This is a genomic window from Lysinibacillus sp. SGAir0095 (assembly GCF_005491425.1).
Lineage (GTDB): Bacteria > Bacillota > Bacilli > Bacillales_A > Planococcaceae > Ureibacillus.
Window position 1 is genome coordinate 2,196,554 of the sequence record NZ_CP028083.1, and the last position, 20,081, is coordinate 2,216,634.

A 20,081-nucleotide genomic window follows, 5' to 3' on the forward strand; every position below is an offset into this window, starting at 1 on the left:
ATGTGAATTGAAACGAAAACGACTCTAGTTACATAAAATCATACCATATACAATTAAAAAGCAATACAAAATTCTAATAATTCAATAAAGTTTATAAGTCCAAATCAACCGTTTTTTGTTGAAGTTGAATTCTCTTTTTCGTTTCAAAGATAGTAGAGAAGGTAAAAATTAATATCGATAACCAAATAAACATAAATGAAATTAATTCAGTTTTCGTAAATGGTTCCTTATACAATACAATCCCCAATACAAGCACTATTGTAGGAGTCATATATTGAATAAAACCAATTACATACTGAGGTAGTAGCTTCGCACCATTAGCAAATAATACCAGTGGAATTGCTGTTACAATTCCTCCAAGGACAAGAATCAGGTCTGTCTGCCAGTTCAGCTGTAAAAAAGTAGCTTTATTAGTAGACATAATATAAATATAGTAAACTATCGCTACTGGAAGCATAAACAGCGTTTCTATCACTAGGCCACGAGTTGCATTTAATGTGATTTGTTTTTTTAATGCACTATAACTAGCAAAGCTAAATGCAATTAACAATGCTATCCAGGGAACTTCTCCATAACCGATAGTAAGTGATAATACACCAATAAACGCAACGATAACAGCACTAATTTGAAGCTTGGACAGTTTTTCTTTAAAGAATATCATGCCAAAAACAACAGTTATTAATGGATTAATATAATAACCCAGACTAGCATCAACCACATGATTATTGTTTACTGCGAATATATATAGAAACCAGTTACAGGATATGACAAAGGAAGCTGATAATAAGGACAAGAATAATTTTTTGTCTTTCCATAATAATTTTAGATCCTCTAATAATAATTGTCTCTGTTTGATAATGATGATAAAGAGATATGTAAACACAAATGACCAAATAACCCTGGAAACCAATACTTCTAAACTATCGACATGGGCAAGTAGTTTCCAATAGAGTGGAAAGATTCCCCATATAGCATATGCAGCGACTGCATAAAGAATCCCCTTACGATCAATATTCATTTTGACACCTTCTTAATTTTTTTGCTTTGTTAAAGCTAAACCAATTATAGTCCTCGGAAAAATTGAAGTAAATGGAATTTTATAGGTACGATACCGAAGAACTAAAAAGGGGTGCACCCTATAAGTGACATCCCTTTTTAGAAATTATTCAACAATTCCATTTTGCAATAAATACATTTTATGATATAACCCTTTTTGTGTTAGAAGCTCTTGATGTGTCCCTCTTTCAACAATTTCTCCCTGATGTAAGACTAAAATTTGTTCAGCATCTTGGATTGTTGACAGTCGATGAGCAATTGCAATGGTTGTTCGACCTTTTCTCATCTTTTCTAAAGAAGATTGAATCGCAACCTCAGTTTCAGTGTCGATAGAGGCTGTAGCTTCATCTAAAACCAAAATCTTGGGATTTGTTGCAATTGTACGTGCAAATGCAACAAGCTGTCGTTGCCCACTTGAGAAAGTAGAACCGCGCTCAGAAACTCTTTGTTCGTATTTGCTTGGCAATTGCTCGATAAATTTATCTGCCTGTACAAATTCTGCAGCTGCAACAACATGGTTCTTAGTTAAGCTTGGATTAAACAACTTAATATTACTTTCGATTGTTCCATAGAAAAGGAATGGATCTTGGAGTACTAAACCGAGTTTGTTTCTTAACTCTTGCTTACTGTAGGATTTAATAGATTTTCCATCTAGTAAAATATCGCCTTTCTCAAACTCATAGAATCGCATTAACAAATTGATAATCGAGCTTTTTCCACTTCCTGTATGCCCCACTAATGCAATCGTTTCACCAGGCTTAACAGTAAACGAAATATTCTTTAAAACATCTGTTTTACCATCATAACTAAAGGTTACATTTTTAAATTCAATTAACCCTTCAAAGATTTCTAGTTTACTTTCAATTTGTTCAGGCTCAATTTCTTCATTATCCAGTAAAGTAAATACTCGTGAAGCCGCAACAATTGCTTGTTGATAGAAAGATAATCGTTCCATTACACTGTTAATTGGTTCAAAGAATCGATTGATATAAGTTATGAAAACATAAACAACCCCTACTTCAATTGCAGTGTTGAATGAAGTCATACCGAAGTAAGTTAAAATAATGACAATTGCTGTAAAGAAAATTAAATCAATTACTGGTCTAAGTAAGAGACTATTTAATTTGATATTGTTCATCATTGCATCATAATGCTCATTATTTATGTGATCGAACTCATCAGAAATTCGTTGTTCCTGACGAAATGTTTGGATGATCCCCATTCCCGATAAACTTTCTGCCAACTTCGCGTTTAGCTGACTTAGCTTCTCTCTCATTGTCATAAAAACCACTGAACTATACTTCCGGTACAAATAAATAACCAAAAAGATTAATGGCAATAAAACAAGTGTATATAAAGCGAGTAATGGATTTAATAGGAACATGGCAACATAAACCCCAACAATAAGAAACGCCGCTTGTATGAATGAACTTAAAACAGAGACGAATAATTCCTTTATAGCCTCTGTATCATTTGTAGCTCTTGAAACAATTGACCCTGCAGGTGTTTCATCGAAATACCGCATTCCCAGCTTATGAATTTTAGAGAAAACATCAATTCGCAGCTGCTGAATTATTTTTAACGCAATCTCCTGAAACTTTACAAGCTGTAAATAGGATATCACTACATTCAGAATCTGTATGATAAAATAGGAAACCGCTAAATAGAGGATAGGCTCAAAATCGAAAATGTTTTTTGCTACATAATCATCCAAAAATATTTTAATGAGATATGGGCCAAGTACATCCCCGATAACAGTCAGCATCAGTAAAAACAGTGCCAGTATTACTGATTTCTTATGCGGTTTTAAATAAGCTAATAATCTGAAGAGAATCTGTGTTTGTTCTTTACTAGAAAAGGCGAGCTTGTTTTTCATTTCCTTCCCCTCCCTTTTCTACCAATCGCTCAAGCTGCTGTAGCTGATACATTTCAAAGTATCTACCTTGTAAGCCCATCAATTCTCCATGTGTTCCTTTTTCAACGATCGTCCCTTCATGCATCACGATAATTAGTTGAGCATGTTCAATTGCACTTAAGCGATGAGATGTAATTATAGTTGTAGATTCTTTTCTTGCTTCCTTAAGAGACCTTAGTATCGCTTCCTCAGTTTTTGCATCTACAGCTGATAATGAATCATCTAAAATAAGAAGCTCTGGTTTCATCATTAAAGCTCTGGCAATAGAAATTCTTTGTTTTTGACCACCAGATAAAGAAACACCACGTTCTCCCACAATTGTTTCATATCCCTCGGTTAAACGTAAAATATCTTCATGAATATGAGCAACTTTCGCAATTTGTTCGACGACTTCTCGTTTTTCTTGAGGATTGATAAATGCGATATTTTCATAGATTGTTGTTGAGAATAAAAAATGATCTTGAGGCACATAACCGATTGCTTCTCTTAATCGTTGTTTTTTATATTCATCAATGGAATGTCTTCCGAATTTAATTTCCCCAGTATATCCTTCAAATTCACGTAATAATAATTTTAAAATGGATGTTTTACCTGAACCTGTTTTCCCTACTATTCCTAATGTTTCACCGCGCTTCAAGGTAAAATGAACATTATGCAGTGCACTGGTATGATCACCTGGGAATTTGAAATCTTCAATGTCGAATTGTATATCTCCATTTGGTTTAATATCCACCGCATTTTCTTTATCGTCAATCTCTATCGGGACATTCAGTAGTTGTTCAATACGGTCATAAGAAGCAGAACCACGTTCCATAATATTAAACAACATACCAAATGCCAGCATTGGCCAAACCAGTAATCCTAAATAAGTATTAAATGCTACCAGATCACCAATTGTCATGGAATCTTCATAAATAAATTTGGCACCAAAACCTAAGCTCAGCATGAAGCTAAAGCCAATCACTAAACTAATGGTAGGGTCAAACAAAGAATCGATTCTAGCAACTTTCATGTTTTTATCAACTACATCATTTGATAACCGAGTGAAATCTGCTGTATCTTCTTCTTGCTGACCAAAAGTCTTGATTACTTTAATACCTGAAATACTTTCCTGTGTTTTATCATTTAAATCGGAAAATGCTGCTTGAGCTTCGCGGAACTTCGAGTGAAGCAGCTTCCCATAATAACTAGTGGAGATGGCCATTAAAGGCATAGGAATCAAGGCAATTAATGTTAAACGCCAATCGATTGTAAATGCCATCGCTAAAATAACAAATCCACCTGTTGTAACAGAGTCAAAAAGAGTTAGAACGCCTCCACCAGCTGTTTGCTGCACTGCAGAAATGTCATTTGTTGCATGGGCCATTAAATCTCCAACTCGTCGCTGTTGATAAAATGACGGACTCATTTTCGTAAAATGACGAAAGAGCTTCTCTCGTAAAATTTTTGCTAAATAAGTAGAAGAGCCAAATATCATTCTTCGCCAATAATAACGAAGAATATAGATAAGAATGGCAACTACGATTATGATTCCAACCCATTTTGCAAGTGTTTGCGGCGTTAACACTCCTTCACCAATTTCATCAACGACATAACCTATCACTTTTGGCGGAATAAGATTTAATAGTGCAACTAAACCAAGCATCGTCAGACCAATTAGATACTCTTTTTTCCTCAATTTAAAAAACCAACTTAATTTTAAAAATACTTTCATCCATTCACCTTCTTTAATGTCTAAAGGTACTTAATTTTTCAAAAATTCAGTCCATATCAAGCCCAACTAATTTTAGCAAATATTAAATTCCACGTGAAGAGCATTCTTAAAAATAATTCAGTATTCGAAACATTTCCGTCGAAAGTAGTAGGAAAAGAAAAAAAACTGCAACCAACCTCAATCATTTCGAATTTGGTTACAGTCTAAAACTTTTCTTCAATTATATAAATAATTTTATATTTTCCTTTATACATTTATTACACATGGTAAATCTTCTCGAAACATTTTGTGGGCATCTGTACTCAATTCTAAAACTGACATTGCCTCAACATTCGGTTTTGCATAAATAATCGGATAATCTTTTTCACCAAGTAATTCATCCGGTTTGTAGGGTAATATCTCTTTATCAATCGAAAATCCATCATAAACACCTTTACAATTTCCACGGGCATCTAACCGAATCCATTTACTTATAGAAGGTATAAAGACCGCATTTAGGGCATGGAGCGCATAACGATTATCTGTTCCATTAATAAGTAATCTTTGATAACAAAAACCTGTCGGAATGGATTGCGATCTTAATAATGCTGCTAATAGATTAGCTTTGGCAAAACAAACTCCTTCACCATATTTTAAAACTTCATTTGCTCGACAGGGTACATATTGGCTTTGGATATCCAATGATTGAGCGATTTGATCCCTTACATACTCAAAAGCAATTTTTACTTTGTCGATATCTGTTTGATTTTCTGAAAATAACAGAGCAACTTGTTTTTTAATCGATTCATGTGAATAGTTAACTACATACAGTTCATTTAAATAATCACCAATGTCAATAGATTCAGCAATCAAATTCATTATAACCATCTCCGAACATTTTCATGTAATCTCTTATTTAGCTATATTATACTTCTTTAGGAAATTTGGATTCTATATTCTATCAATCACAAATATGTATAAACCGTGAAATGTTGTTTAAGTTAAAGGTTTTACTTGAGTATTAATTGCCATAAAAAATGGAAAACCACCTTAAAAAAAAGATGGTTTTCCTGACATTGTCATGTTGTAACTTTTAATACAGTTTTAATTTTTTGAATTACTCCACCCGAGCTATAAGTTAACACACTACGTTTATAGAATGATAAACTAATCATATAAAACGCCACAACTGTTATAACTAAGAGGGCTAATGAAATAATTGGCTCTATTGCAGCTATATCAGTTGCTCCTATACGCATTGGCATAACCATCCCAGAAGTTAAAGGAATATATGAGAATACTTTAATAAGCAATGTATCTGGGTTTGCAACACCTGATATCATCACATAGAAACCCACTAAAGCAGTCATAATTGCCGGAGTCATTACTTGTGAAGCTTCCTCTACCTTCGAAACAAGCGAACCAAATAACGCACCAATGATTAAGAATAAAATAATCGTTAAGAACAAGAAGGCGATGACATAAAATACATAGGAATAAGACAATTCATTTAAAATGGATTCAACCATTTCCCATTTCGATCCACCATCCGTAAATCGAAGCAACACAAATAGGAAACCAAAAATAATTACAAACTGTGTTAAGGCAAGTAACGTAATTCCTATGATTTTAGATTGGAAATGAGTACTTGGTTTTACACTTACTAATAGCATTTCAAGAGCTCGTGATCCTTTTTCAGATGCGACATCTGTCGTAATCATCGATAAGAACGCCATTATAAAGAAGTAAATCACAATCCCCACAAAGTAGGATGCCCACATACCTGATTGCTTCTGGTCTTCACTCTTCCCATCTGCGACAGCTTCATTTAAATTTGTTGTCGTAATAATTGCTTCAGAATTTAAGATTTTGTCAGCCTCACTAGCCGTTAGATTCAATTGTTGAATACCGTAAATCTTCCCAGCATATTGAACAAACGAGGAAATAGTCGATTGATCATTTAATTTTAATGGTGCATATGTTGCAATATCAGCCTTGAAAGCTTCATTTTCTTCCGTAACAACGACAACTGCATCATATTCTTCTTCTTTTAATTGATCATATACAGTTTCCGTCTGATCTGTCGGGAAGCTAAAGGCAATGTCCTCATTTGATATAAATATAGGTTCCAATTCAACGGGAGTTTCGTTAATCAAAGCCACTTTAAGGGCTTCTTCATCCACAAAGATGGCTTTAATATCTGACCAAAATACAACGACTGCAATAACTGCTACATATAAAAGAGTCATTAGTATAAAAGATTTTGCGCGTACCTTCTGTTTATAGAGCTGTTTAATCAAAATCCCTAATTTACTCAACATTGCCACCTACCTTATCTTTGAATATCTCATCCAGTGATAAATAATCAAGACTAAATTTCTCTATATATTGTCCGTTTGAGACAACCTCAAAGATAGATTCTGCGAAAGATTCGTCCATCAAGGTTAGAATATATTCATCTCGATCAATCTTAACCCCTTTTACACCTGCCATTTTTTCTAACTCTCTTAAAGGAACATCTGTACGAAGCGTCAATTTCGTTTTTCCATATTGCTTCTTCAAATCTAGTAGACTACCAGAGAATAGAGAGACACCTCTTTTAAGGAGGCAGAGATGATCACATAATTCTTCAACATTATCCATTTGATGACTGGAAAATAGAATCGTCACACCTTTATCTTTTAATAATAAAATTGCACTTTTCAACAAGTCTCTGTTAACAGGATCCAATCCACTGAAAGGTTCATCCAAGATTAAAAATTTGGGATTGTGAATAAAGCTAGCGATTAATTGTACTTTCTGCTGATTTCCTTTTGACAAAGTTTCCGCCTTGTTATGTCGTTTCTCCTCTAAATCAAAGCGGGCAATCCAAAAATCAATCTCCCTCTTTAGAGCATCACGTTTCATACCTCGCAATTCACCAAAGAAATATAATTGCTCCTCCACCTTCATCTGAGGGAATATGCCACGTTCCTCCGGTAAATATCCTAAGTAATCACGATTTATTTTTTTAATGGGCGTTCCATCCCAAGTAATCGTTCCAGATGTTTGGTCTTGTAGATCTAAAATCATTCGGAAAGTAGTGGTTTTGCCTGCACCATTTTGGCCAATAAGACCAAAGATTTCACCTTTCCCGATAGTGAAATTCAAGTCATTTACCGCTGTGAAATCTTTGTATTTTTTCACAACATGTTCTAAAGTCAATGTCATTTTTATAGCTCCTTTCTAATCGTTAAAAATCTCTAACTTCTGTTTCAAATTTCTTCGTTTATTTATAACTTTTAGCAAGGGGAATAATATAATGGTCGCAATTCCTATATTTAGTCCCCCGACAAAATCATTAATACTATTTTTACTTTCATCACTTAAGAGAGTAGTATTAACGATTCCAATTAATACATTAATAAAGAAAACCGATGAAAATAGATAGAACACTCGGTTTAGGTATGCTAGTTTCGAAGAAGTATCACTATATAATTCAAATGGTCCTTCTGACGCCTTTTTTCGAAAATAGGCCCAATTAAACACTACTTTCACAAGTTCAATTCCAGATAATTGCAAAAAATCTATGTACTCTTTGCGATCATCTTTTGAACCTAGCTCATAAATCATCTCATTTCGATAAATATATTCTCCTGGGTCCCCTTTCTTAAAAGCATAATATCCTATCCCGAAAGTGGTTAAATGCCAACCTTTTTCTGCCATATGATTTACCCATTTTTCCTCTTTTTCATAATCGAAAAAAAGACGTAATTTAATTTTAGTCTCTTTCAAGATTTGCCACCTCCTGTTATACGGACACCATTATCGAAAAGTTCCCTTAATCTTGAAATTTCTGTATTAATTACCTTTTTTCCTTCCTCTGTAATGATGTACTCCTTTTTTCGTCCATCTTCTTCAAAATTTTGGATCCAACCCCGTTCTAATAGGGTCTTTATCGCTCCATAAATAGTACCTGCACCTAGTTTCACACGCCCTGCTGTCATTTCTTCCGTTAGTTGAATAATTCCGTATCCATGTCTAGGTTCGTATAATGAAAGTAAAATATAATAAACCCCTTCCGTTAGAGGAGGATGATCTTGAGTCATTTCCTTCTTCCCTTTCAATTATATTGATGAACGATATATCGGCTGTTGATATAGTTAATATATCAGCAACCGATATAGTTGTCAATATGGTAGATAATTGGATTTCATTTGCATTGGATAGTCTATACATACTGAAGATAATATATAAAAGTAATTATTTTTTTATACGGATGGAATTGAATTGAAGTTGGAGTAGATTGAAATAAGAATAGTTCATAAAAGACATTTTGAAGGAGGAGAAGGATGATGATTCACTTTTTGATAGGAATGAGCAGCATAATTTGAACAAGATAATACTAAGGAGGGACTTCATATGGGGAATGAAGTCCCTTTTGAAGAAAAAGTTTTTGCTAATTCACCTCATAAAGGGAATTCACTGCATTTGGAAGATAGATAGTATTGCTCATGCACTTCAAATAGCCATTGAACTGCATCCAGAAGTTTTAGACTGCTGCTAATGCACCCAGGACTAATGAATGAAGTGCATGATATGAAGAAGTTTGCATAAATGGGGCAATTCGTAATATAAGACCGTCTCTCCCTGACAGGTTCCCCCTTGGTTTTGTCTTAGTTTTCTGCTTGTCTGCTACTTTTCCTTTATGTCATTTTCCTGATTTTCTTTCAAAAAAGTACAGATTATCTTAATGGTTTCATCAATTTCATTATTAAAGAAATTATTTTTAGTGAAGTAGCTATGTACTAAACCATTTGCAACATGTAATTCCACATTATTACCAAAACTTTTTAGTTTATGCGCATAAGCAATTCCTTCATCCTTTAAAACATCATTTTCAGCAACAATAATCAATGCTTCAGGTAACTGTTTTACATCTTTCGCCTTCAATGGTGCTACATAAGGATGGTTTTGTAAGTCCTTCTCGACTAGATAGTAATGGGCAAACCATTCCATATCTTTCTTCTGCAAACCAAAACCTTCTGCAAACTCGTAATAGGAATCAGTAGTAAATGATAAATCTGTAACAGGATAAAGCAAAATTTGCTTTTTGATAGCAGGACCTTGTAGTTCTCTATTTAATAGTGTGACAACTGTAGCTAAATTTCCTCCTGCACTATCCCCCATTACAGAAAGCTCATTTTGTAGACCATTTAAGACTTGAGAGTGGTCCACCGTCCATCGAAACGCATCATAGGCATCATTTACTGGAATAGGGAATGGATATTCCGGAGCTAAACGATATCCAACGGAAATAACAATGGATTTCGTCTCGGCTGCTAGAAGTTGACAAGTTTCATTACATGTCTCGATATCGTTCAACACCCATCCTCCCCCATGATAATAAATGATTATGGGAAACGGTCCTTTACCGCTTGGCGTATAAATTCTAATAGGAATTTCCTCCCCATCACGTACAACGATGGTTTTATCTTCTATTAGCCTTAAAGGAACAAGATTTGCTAATTCTATTTTAGGGGCATTTGCTCGTAATCTTCTTACTTCAGTTGGAGTCATCGTATGTAAAGGGCGTTGCTGATTTACAATTTCTAAATAATCTTTCGTGCTTTCCAATAAATTTGCCATCTATTTCACGATCCTTAAAAGTGTATTTTTAATACCAATCTATTTACTCTGATTTAATTATAAGTAATTCAATAGGAATTATCAATTATATGGAAATAAATATCTTTCTACCTTGTTTTAGTTTCCCTACACTCAATACTTCTTAAACCAAAACTACTAGTCAATTAAAAAAGACATGGTCTCCCATGCCTTCATAACTAAGAATAAAACGGAAAATTCTTTGGTTGTTGAATTACAGGCATTGAAAAATGTGAAGGGTGTGAATGATGGTATGGCTGTTGATAATTGTGATTTTGATGACAGTCCTTATATGGGCCTATAAAAGTATTTGGTTTCACAGGTGCAGTCGTTTGCTTCCATTGTTGTTCATCTATACAATATGTCCTCGCCATGATACTTGAAGGCGTAAATTTCAAAATATCAGAACCTAATATTACTTCAGGTGTATTCGCATCGAAAATCGCTAGAAAGTGTGTGTGATCAGCTTGTGCCTCGATAAAGTGCCACCAGCCTTGGGGAACATTTGCTACCTGTCCAGGCATTATTGTGAATTGCATTAATTGCTTCATAAATGGGTTAAAGATTGACACAGTAGCACAACCAGAAATACAGTAAACTAATTCAGCTGCGTTTTGATGGTAATGAGGCTCAACAATATTGCCCTTACTTAAGTAAGTATCAAGCATAGAGAGATTTTTTAATGAGTTTAATTGACTCACACCTAAAACATTTATAAAATTTTGTTGGTCTTTTTTAAACAATTGGCTTTTGTTTACATCAAACGAAAATTGAGTAGAAGGTGAAGAAAAATCAATTGTTGAATTCATTGTATGTTCTCCTTTTTGAATACTTTAATAAAGCTGAAAAACCTTTTCAAAACTATAAGATATCATTACGGTAATAACGTAATGTCCCAGATTCATGACAAAAGCCTCGCTTCTCCCCAACTATAATATGTACATTTTCAATTTAGGTTCTTGCACGTAATATTAGCAACTTTAAGAAATTTATCACGGTATTTATTAAATAGTAATTCTATTTCTCAAATTCTTATGTGACAATAGGTAATTTATCTAGTTCACTTTCTCACTTTTGAATAGATTAATAATGCACAAAATAATAAAAAGAGGAGGGTAAAATTTATGCATCGTCGTCATCATTGTGGAGGCCGTTGTAACAACCCGATTTGCTGTCCACCAAATGTTTTTCCAACTCAGGTAGCACCAGCTCGAGTATCACCAACTCAACAAGTTGTAAGAACAAACATCTTTAACACAGTTGTACCGCATTACCACCCAGTTCATACGACAACTGTCAATAGACATAACACTCACAATCAACATTACTTCCCACGTACTCAATCTGTTGTGAATGAATTCTCTGAAACTCAAGAATTCTTCCCACCTTATAATGCAGGAACTACAGGTAATACTGGATTTACTGGAAATACAGGATTTATAGGTAATACTGGAATGATGGGTAATACTGGATTTATGGGAGCTCCAGTTCGTAGAAGAAGAGGATTTTTTTAATTTCTAGTTTCTAGAAATGACTTGTCTATACTTCTTCCTATAAAAAATAGATTACCTGCTTCACGTAAAGTGAGAGGTAATCTATTTTTACTTACATACGCTTTAATTTTTCATACTCAAGTTGTAATTGTTCTATTCGTTTTCTTCCCTCTTCACGGTTACGAACTGTCTCAGCTTGAATTTGTTTTGTTTCTTCAATTCCTGACATAATTGTCTGCCATGTTGTTTCAATTGTTTCAATTTTAATGCTTGGATTTCCAGCTGATCGAGCAATATCAATACTGTTTTGACGAATATTTTCAGCATTTCGAATTAACATTTCATTTGTTCTTTTATCAAGCTCATTCATCGAATCTGCAACTAACTTTTGACGTTGGATTGTAACTGCATGAATTAACCCTTGTTTAAAAATAGGAATTGTAGTAACGAACGCAGAGTTGATTTTACCTATTAGATGATTGTTTCCTTGCTGAATCATACGAATTTGAGGTGCAGCCTGGAAAGAAACCTGTTGAGCCATTTCTAAATCATACCTGCGTTGCTCTAATAGCTCCATATTTCTTCTTAACGTTTCCAGCTCCATAATAGCTTGTTGATCGCCTTCATTTGCTCTTTGCTCTAATTGCGGAATGAGTGGCTGAAGTTTATGCAGTTTCACTTCAATAGCAGCCACGTGCTCACTTAGACTTTGGAAATAATTTAGATTTTGATCATACATTTGCTCAAGCTCAACCGTATTTCGTTTCATCTCAAGCTCATATTTTTGTATTTCATTATAGATTACATCAATTTCTTTATTCATTGTGTCGTATTTCGACAGGATTTTTTCTAGTTGTTCTTTTCCTTTGTTAAATAAGCGCTTTAAAAAGCCGCCTTTTTTCTCTTCTTTAAAATCCTGTGGATCAAAACGGTCCATTATTTTGTTTAAATTATTTATAAGCTCACTTGATTTTTCAAGCTTGCTTGTTTTTATAGAAGCTAACATTTTATCTGAAAATTTCGAGATTGCTGTTGCAGTTTCTTTTCCGAACTCTAAAACAGCAATTTGATTTTTAACGTCTATTTTCTCAGCAAGCGCCTGTACTTGAGGTTCTTCTCTTAAAGCTAGCTGACGTTTCTTAATTTGGGACAATTCTTCCTTACTAACTAGCTGCTGCTGTGGTATTTCAGAAAGGCTATTATTTTCTACATTCATTTTTGAATTTAAATCATCAAATAATGGGTTTTTTAGTTCTGACATTGAAATCCCCCGTTCTATTTATTGTTTTGTCATTATAGACAAAAACACAGTTAACTTTAACCTTGTATAAATTATGCTTATAAAAAACATACGAAATACAAGTAAAAAAGTTTCAAGAAATAATTTATCATGAGTAAGTTATTTTGTTAAGCTGAATCAAGAACAAATTTATACACACCTAAAAATAATCCTGTTTGTACTCAAACAGGATTATTATTCCATTATTATAATGCACTTCCTGAACCACCATCAATATTAAGAGCAGTCCCTGAAACATAGGAGGCAGCATCAGATGCTAAAAAAGTAATTACATTCGCTGCTTCTTCTGTATTGCCAATGCGTCCTAATGGAATATTTTTTCCAACTTCTCTAGAATACTCTTCCCATGTAGCATCCGGCATTTCATTGTGCCATTTTTTTTCGATTTGACTACTTCTAATTAACCCAATACATACAGAGTTCACTCGGATATTGTATTTCCCTAAGTCTTTACTCATCGCTTTTGTTAATGCAAGGCCAGCTGAACGACTAACTGTGGTTGGTAGGCTTGATGCTGGTGGAGTTTTAGCTAAAACAGCAGTTAGATTGATGATAGAGCCTCCGTTTTGTTCTTTTAAATAGGGAAGAGCGTATTTTGAACAATGAATGGCACCAAATAATTTTAAATTTAAATCAGAATGCCATAATTCTGTTTCCACGTCCTCAAAAGAGTTAGCTGATGATGTTCCGGCATTATTAATGACTATATTCAACTTTCCGAAATGAGCAACCACTTCTTCAATTAGTCTCTTGCATTCTTCTTCGATAGACACATCTGCAGAGATCGTCAGAACATCTTCTCCTGTTTGTTCTTGGATAAATGCTTTTGCTTCCTTCAGTGTATCTTCACCTCGAGCAGCAATTGCTACTTTAGTCCCCTCTTTGACTAGCTGTAATGCTGTATATAAGCCAATTCCTTTACTCGCACCTGTTATTACTGCTACCTTATCTTTTAATCCTAGATTCATATGCAATAACTCCTTTAATTTTCTATAATAGTTAAATTATATAAGAAATTATCTTAGTTGTGTGAATTTTCTTATGATTCTTTCTTATTTTTATTCGTTAGTAATTTGTTTGACAAAAATAGTCCAATTCCACCAATCACAATAAATAACAGTGCACGGACTATGAGATTTAAAGAATCAAGATCAGAGAATATGAGTTTAATAATAGCAACCGCAAGTATACAATACCCCATTGACTTTACTTTTCGTAATACACCTGTAGTGCTCATCCATAGGGATAAACTTGCTGTAATAAATAGTAAAAGTGTCTTGCCAGTAACAACAAGGAAGTAATTGACAATACTATCGAATTGCAATTGACTTAAAAGAGAATATAGCAGCACCAATGCTCCGAGTATCCCTACAGTTAATAGACCGTCCACATCCAATTTTAATTTCGATATCCAAGTTCTATATAAATATCCCTTCATATATATATCGGCAAGAATCGCAATGACGATAAATGCATAAATAATACGAACGAATAGGTTCAGCCATATATCAATGCCCTCTACAAAATGCGTTGGTATCAGGTTAATGTACGTAAGGAAAAATGCAAAAATTAAAATGTATCTAAGTCCCCTGCCGATAATGCTTTCTGAGACAAACAAGGATACAAGCATGACTACCGCTAATACCAATGCTGTTAAATATGCATGATTATCATAAGATAAATATGAAATGTCAAACTTATATACGTATATAAAGAAATACGTAACCAGGAAGATTGGGAATATATCCAGCGAAAAATTAACATTGACTTTACCATCTTCACTTTCTGCTACTTTGTATCTTTGTTTCATATAAAGGAATAGCACTATTAAATAAAAGAATATTAATAGATAGTTAAGGTTTTCTATTGTCCAAAACGGTTTAATATCATTTACTAACAAATGTACCAGCACTATAAAAGTAAATAAGAAACTATATATAATTTTCATTAATTTCGCATTTATCTTTAACCCTGCCATTAATCCTAAAAATGTACTTAAAGTTAAAAGAACGATTTCGAAATCATCAAAAGTATTTAGAACCATTATGAAATTAACAATGGATAATAATGAAAGTGTTCCTGCAAGATCCACTACCCTTGAAGCACTTCGTTTATTAGCGAATAAAGCAAAAATACCGTAAATAACTATTAACATTAATAATGGAAGTGCTATTTTATCCGAAATTATATTAACCATAAGAATCGTAAGACCATTCATACTAAATAATAGTCCTTCATGGATTGCTCTCCATTTACTAAATGGTTTATATAAATGCCACCAAACAAGAAGTAAAATACCATTTAAAAGGAGAATACCCAGTACGTACATTCCTGCATTTTCATCATTCAAGCTCCAAATAATCTGTACAGCAATTAGTGAAAAGAAGTATGAGATATACATAGCAATTGATTGAACGTGTTTAATCACTATAAATTGCATAAAACTGTAGACTATTACAACATACAGTAAAATAATCATTCCATTGAAATCCATATATTCTAATAAGTATGGTAATAACAATGAGGTAAAAATAACAAAAATTGAAAGAACTTGATTTTTCTTAACATAACAGATAGCAATTCCATAGGCAATAAATATCAGAGCTAGCAGAAGTGCAAAATATAATCCCAATACGTCATATAATATGGCTCCAGCTGCTGTGGTCAATATACCAATGATAAAGGCTCCACCATATAGGACGATGGTGAAAATCTGGGAGGATTCAGGTTTTTTCAAATCCATAATCAGACCGATAATGATTAAACCTACTGACAAACAGTATGCAAGAGCAATTTTCAATTCATTTGACAGTAACCCAAAATCACTGATTACCTTTAGTCCCCAAAGTACCCCCAGCACAAGAATAACCATAAAGACTTTTGGCAACAGCCATAGAATCACTTCCTCAAAACTTCGTTGTTTTTGGGGATTCGGTAGATTAATTTGTTGATCTGTCTTTTGGTTTTGTTCATTTAAAATAGATTTTTTTTGTTTTTCTGATGCGGCTTTATTCAATTTAACCAAATGATTTTCAGCTTCAACTTCTTTACGAGGCTTTTGAGATGGTTGATCTTTTGCTTGTATCATTTCTTTTTTTTCTAAACTTTTTATCCCCTTTAGATTATCTAATTCTAAACGTAGCGCTCGAACTTCTACCTCTAACCTTTCGATTCGCTTATCCGTCTCTTTTTCCATTCAAGTACCCCTTTATTAATTTTTCACTGCACCTCCATTGTAATTGAAAAAAATCCATTTTCAAGGAGAAATGGAAATAAATTAGGAAAATCCAATAAATTTTAAAAGCGTTTAATATCCGTCCATAGTTGAACTTATTCATTTAAACACAATATGTGAACAAAAAATTAGATTTTAAAGATTGAGGCTTTAAAATCGTTTAGTTGCTGTTGAATGTAGTTGAGTTGAATTGTCCCCAAAACAACGAATGTAAAGAATTCTAAAAAGAATTTTATTCACCAAAGCTATTCACTAATATTCATTCTATGAATATTTAATTAGTAATGACGAGTGCTTCAATATAATAATTTTATGTACAAGTACAATTGAAAAAAGTAGACAATGTCGTAAAATACAACATTGCCTACTTTCTGTTGGACTTTAAGTCAAAAACTTTATGATCCCAATTGTTGCTTCTAATTTAATTAGTAGTTGAAGTAGTAAGCACCAACAATAATTAAAAGAATGAATAATACAACGATTAAAACGAACTCATTGTTATTTTTAGAATATCCTCCGTTGCAATACATAAATTTCTCCTCCTTTTGTTCTTGATACAATAATTTATGTAAGGGTCTTTATGGTGACAGGGACATATGCTTAGATTTTATTAATAAAACAAATTTTTTCTATAAAAGCAAAAGCGGATTCTCCTGGTGAGAATCCATCTCTTGCTAATTATGATTAGTAGCTTCCGTTAAAGAATGAAGCGCCTACGATAATTAAAAGAATGAATAGTACAACTAATAATGCGAAGCCATTATTATAGCCACCGCCGTTATATTCACCTACTCCACCTACATTGCTAGAGTGTCCCATGTCCTAACCCCCTTTTTAGCTCAACTGTTTATATGCTATGTAAGTTTGGATGACAGACTATGGTCAACCGTGGAGATTTTCTTAAATAAACGTAAATTAAACTTGAAGATAGTAAACAATCTTAATAAGAATACTTCTAAACTTATCCATTAAAATCACATGTCATACTTTCAACACCTCTTACTACCAAATTCGCTATTAATATCTATAAGTAAATGGTAAATGTCGAAAAATTCATCATTTTTTTAAAAATCAAATCCATTATTTAAAAAAAGGTATATAATCAATATATCAATTTATTATTTTTCTTTAGGGAGTGTTCAGTTTGATTTCAACAAAACGTGCATACAATTTTAATGCAGGTCCATCTGCTTTACCAATCGAAGTATTACAAAAAGCACAGGAAGAATTAGTAAATTTCAACAACTCAGGCATGTCAATAATGGAAATGAGTCATCGCAGCAAAGACTATGATGCAGTACATAATGATGCTATTGCCCGCTTCAAATCATTATTTTCTATTCCTGATAATTATGAGGTGCTATTCTTGCAAGGTGGAGGCAGTCTTCAATTTACAATGGTACCCATGAACTTCCTAAACGAGGGACAAACGGCTAGCTATATACTTACTGGTTCCTGGTCAGAAAAAGCATTAAAAGAAGCAAAACTTCTAGGACAAACTCAGGAAGCAGCAAGTACAAAAGAGAATGCTTATCGTAATATCCCATCATTAGAAGATATTAAATTTAGTGAAACAGATGCTTATGTTCACTTAACTTCCAACAACACCATCTACGGAACACAATGGAAAGAATTCCCAAACACTGGTGAGGTACCATTAGTTGCCGATATGTCCAGTGATATTCTTTCAAAACGAATAGATGTAAGCAGCTTCGGCATAATATATGCTGGTGCACAAAAGAACCTTGGACCTTCCGGTGTTACGATTGTTATTATTCGAAAAGATTTACTTGAAATAGCAAAAACTAACATTCCAACAGTATTAAAATATTCTACACATTCTGAGTCCAATTCTTTATATAATACACCACCAACTTTTGGAATTTACATGTTAGGTGAGGTATTAAAATGGGTAGAAGAAAAAGGTGGGCTAGAAGCCATCGAAAAAAATAACGAAGAAAAAGCGAAGTTAATTTATGACGTAATCGATCAAAGCAATGGTTTCTACAAAGGTCATGCAGATGTTGAGTCTCGTTCACTTATGAACATTACATTCCGCTTGGCAGATGAAGAACTTGAGAAGAAGTTCCTTGCCCAAGCAAAAGAAGAAGGCTTTGTTGGATTAAATGGTCACCGCTCAGTCGGAGGTTGCCGCGCGTCCACATATAATGCTGTCCCATACGAAACTTGTAAAGCATTAGCTGATTTCATGATCGAATTCCAAAGTAAAAATCAATAATCGCAAGGTTGATAAAGGCCCAATATCTTCATTTTGGGTCTTTTTATTTTTGGATATTTAAAATATTTGGAATGCACTAACTTAATCCTTATAGAGTATTCAATGATTTTTTGGAAAGCGAAACAGAGATAATAAGCTTCGTTATCCTAATTTGTATATGACTAAAAATCAAAATCAGCAATCACTAATTCTATTAAATAGTCATACAGAGTTTATGAACCGAATACCTTTTATAAATAACTAAAATATTGGGTTTCGAAAGAGTGGACGACTTCAATCTTTCTTTAACTACTACTCCCCTCTTCAATAAACTATAATGGAGGACTATTAATGGCACATTCTCATTCACATAGCCATCAACATCATATAAAAAATAAAAAGGCACTTTTAGTAAGCTTTTTCATCATTGCATCTTTTGTCATTGTGGTTTTTATAGGAGGGTTATTAACCAATAGTTTGACGCTACTTTCAGATGCGGGTCATATGTTTAGTGATGCTTTATCATTAGGAATTGGATTGATTGCATTTAAACTGGGAGAAAAAGCTGTAAATAGCAGAATGACTTTCGGTTATCAACGATTAGAAATCCTAGCTGCATTATTTAATGGTCTTTTACTAGTTGGGATTGCTTTGATTATTATCTACGAAGCGTTAAAAAGATTTGCTAATCCTCAGGAAATTTCAAGTATTGGTATGCTTGCAGTAGCGATCACTGGTGCTATTGTAAATATTATTGTCGCGTACATTTTAACAAGAGCTGATACTACAGAAAATATTAACTTGAGAGCTGCATTTATGCATGTTTTAGGGGATTTGTTAGGCTCGGTTGGTGCTATTATTGCTTCTATTCTTATTATGTTATTCGATTGGTCCATTGCTGATCCTATAGCAAGTCTACTTATCTCTATAATCATTCTAAGAAATGGAATTGAGATAACAACTATATCCTTTCATATTTTAATGGAGGGCATTCCGATGAATATGGATGTCAAGAAAATCCGAGAGTCCCTCTTAAATATCCAAGGGGTTGTAGGTATGCACGATTTCCATGTATGGAGTATCACATCAGATTTCCCAACAGTAACCTGCCATCTTGAAATAGTACGTAATGAACATGATAAAGTGATAAAGGATGCATTAAAAATTTTACATGATGAATTTCATATTGAACACGCAACCATCCAAGTGGAACGTGTAAGTGCAAAACATGAGGAATATGAGCATCATCGTTGTAATTCATATACTTAAATTCATTTTAGTAATCGCCTTTTCTAATGGAGAGGGTGATTTTTTTATGTGACAATGCATGATTCTTCTCACTGGTAGCAAACTGATAATCATAGTTCATACTATAGGAAACGTCTATCATTTTTCCTAAAGCCAATCTTACTAATTTCACTAAAGGGAGCTGATAGAAATGACACAAGAAAGATTAGAAACACTAATCATGTCTTTGATTTATTCCCTTTGCTAAGAGATAAAGCTTATAGTATGAATTTAATAT

Annotated in this window: 17 protein-coding genes and 1 pseudogene; 3 read left to right on the top strand and 15 right to left on the bottom strand. The window is 33.5% G+C overall.

Annotated features, from left to right (window positions below):
* Positions 1–91 precede the first annotated feature (91 nt).
* The 10 genes from rarD to C1N55_RS10820 form a co-directional block, all read right to left on the bottom strand.
* Positions 92–1,018, bottom strand: a complete 927-nt coding sequence (rarD, locus tag C1N55_RS10775; RefSeq protein WP_137728826.1) for an EamA family transporter RarD — start codon at positions 1,016–1,018, stop codon at positions 92–94.
* Between the two features lie 144 nt (positions 1,019–1,162).
* Complete coding sequence (locus C1N55_RS10780; protein ID WP_137728827.1) at positions 1,163–2,932, bottom strand: ABC transporter ATP-binding protein; 1,770 nt, start codon at positions 2,930–2,932, stop codon at positions 1,163–1,165.
* Complete coding sequence (locus tag C1N55_RS10785) at positions 2,907–4,685, bottom strand: ABC transporter transmembrane domain-containing protein (RefSeq protein WP_137728828.1); 1,779 nt, start codon at positions 4,683–4,685, stop codon at positions 2,907–2,909. The genes C1N55_RS10780 and C1N55_RS10785 overlap by 26 nt, the downstream gene beginning before the upstream one ends.
* Positions 4,686–4,931: 246 nt before the next feature.
* The gene (locus C1N55_RS10790; RefSeq protein ID WP_137728829.1) at positions 4,932–5,543 is read right to left on the bottom strand and encodes a transglutaminase-like domain-containing protein; all 612 of its coding nucleotides are present in this window, start codon (positions 5,541–5,543) and stop codon (positions 4,932–4,934) included.
* Positions 5,544–5,743: 200 nt separating this feature from the next.
* Complete coding sequence (locus C1N55_RS10795) at positions 5,744–6,985, bottom strand: ABC transporter permease (protein ID WP_205758464.1); 1,242 nt, start codon at positions 6,983–6,985, stop codon at positions 5,744–5,746.
* Positions 6,975–7,874 (bottom strand): ABC transporter ATP-binding protein, encoded by a 900-nt coding sequence (locus tag C1N55_RS10800; protein WP_137728831.1) that lies wholly within the window; start codon positions 7,872–7,874, stop codon positions 6,975–6,977. Before C1N55_RS10800 ends, C1N55_RS10795 begins: the two co-directional genes overlap by 11 nt.
* Positions 7,875–7,889: 15 nt before the next feature.
* The gene (locus C1N55_RS10805) at positions 7,890–8,438 is read right to left on the bottom strand and encodes a DUF2812 domain-containing protein (protein WP_137728832.1); all 549 of its coding nucleotides are present in this window, start codon (positions 8,436–8,438) and stop codon (positions 7,890–7,892) included.
* Entirely contained in the window at positions 8,435–8,752 is a 318-nt protein-coding gene (locus C1N55_RS10810) for a PadR family transcriptional regulator (RefSeq protein ID WP_137728833.1), read from the bottom strand. Before C1N55_RS10810 ends, C1N55_RS10805 begins: the two co-directional genes overlap by 4 nt.
* Positions 8,753–9,338: 586 nt before the next feature.
* Positions 9,339–10,292, bottom strand: a complete 954-nt coding sequence (locus C1N55_RS10815; protein WP_137728834.1) for an alpha/beta hydrolase — start codon at positions 10,290–10,292, stop codon at positions 9,339–9,341.
* 197 nt (positions 10,293–10,489) lie between these two features.
* Positions 10,490–11,119 (bottom strand): cupin domain-containing protein, encoded by a 630-nt coding sequence (locus C1N55_RS10820; RefSeq protein ID WP_137728835.1) that lies wholly within the window; start codon positions 11,117–11,119, stop codon positions 10,490–10,492.
* A 315-nt stretch (positions 11,120–11,434) separates the two neighbouring features.
* Here C1N55_RS10820 and C1N55_RS10825 point away from each other — a divergent pair, with 315 nt between their 5' ends.
* Entirely contained in the window at positions 11,435–11,824 is a 390-nt protein-coding gene (locus C1N55_RS10825; RefSeq protein ID WP_137728836.1) for a CotD family spore coat protein, read from the top strand.
* A gap of 91 nt (positions 11,825–11,915) precedes the next feature.
* Here the strand turns inward: C1N55_RS10825 and C1N55_RS10830 are convergent, their stop codons facing one another.
* From C1N55_RS10830 to C1N55_RS10850, 5 genes and pseudogenes are all read right to left on the bottom strand, one after another.
* Complete coding sequence (locus C1N55_RS10830) at positions 11,916–13,064, bottom strand: toxic anion resistance protein (protein WP_137728837.1); 1,149 nt, start codon at positions 13,062–13,064, stop codon at positions 11,916–11,918.
* Between the two features lie 224 nt (positions 13,065–13,288).
* Entirely contained in the window at positions 13,289–14,071 is a 783-nt protein-coding gene (locus C1N55_RS10835) for an SDR family NAD(P)-dependent oxidoreductase (protein WP_137728838.1), read from the bottom strand.
* A gap of 71 nt (positions 14,072–14,142) precedes the next feature.
* Positions 14,143–16,299: a DUF2339 domain-containing protein gene (locus tag C1N55_RS10840; protein ID WP_137728839.1), complete on the bottom strand. Its 2,157-nt coding sequence runs from the start codon at positions 16,297–16,299 to the stop codon at positions 14,143–14,145.
* Between the two features lie 464 nt (positions 16,300–16,763).
* A complete protein-coding gene (locus tag C1N55_RS10845; RefSeq protein ID WP_137728840.1) occupies positions 16,764–16,868 on the bottom strand; it encodes a YjcZ family sporulation protein in 105 nt (34 codons plus the stop codon).
* Positions 16,869–17,022: 154 nt separating this feature from the next.
* Positions 17,023–17,112: pseudogene (locus C1N55_RS10850) on the bottom strand (YjcZ family sporulation protein); the annotation flags it as partial.
* Between the two features lie 370 nt (positions 17,113–17,482).
* On the opposite strand from C1N55_RS10850, the gene serC reads away from it, so the two are divergent.
* Positions 17,483–18,577 (top strand): 3-phosphoserine/phosphohydroxythreonine transaminase, encoded by a 1,095-nt coding sequence (gene serC / locus C1N55_RS10855; RefSeq protein WP_137728842.1) that lies wholly within the window; start codon positions 17,483–17,485, stop codon positions 18,575–18,577.
* Between the two features lie 330 nt (positions 18,578–18,907).
* Positions 18,908–19,825 (top strand): cation diffusion facilitator family transporter, encoded by a 918-nt coding sequence (locus C1N55_RS10860; RefSeq protein WP_137728843.1) that lies wholly within the window; start codon positions 18,908–18,910, stop codon positions 19,823–19,825.
* Positions 19,826–20,081: the final 256 nt, after the last annotated feature.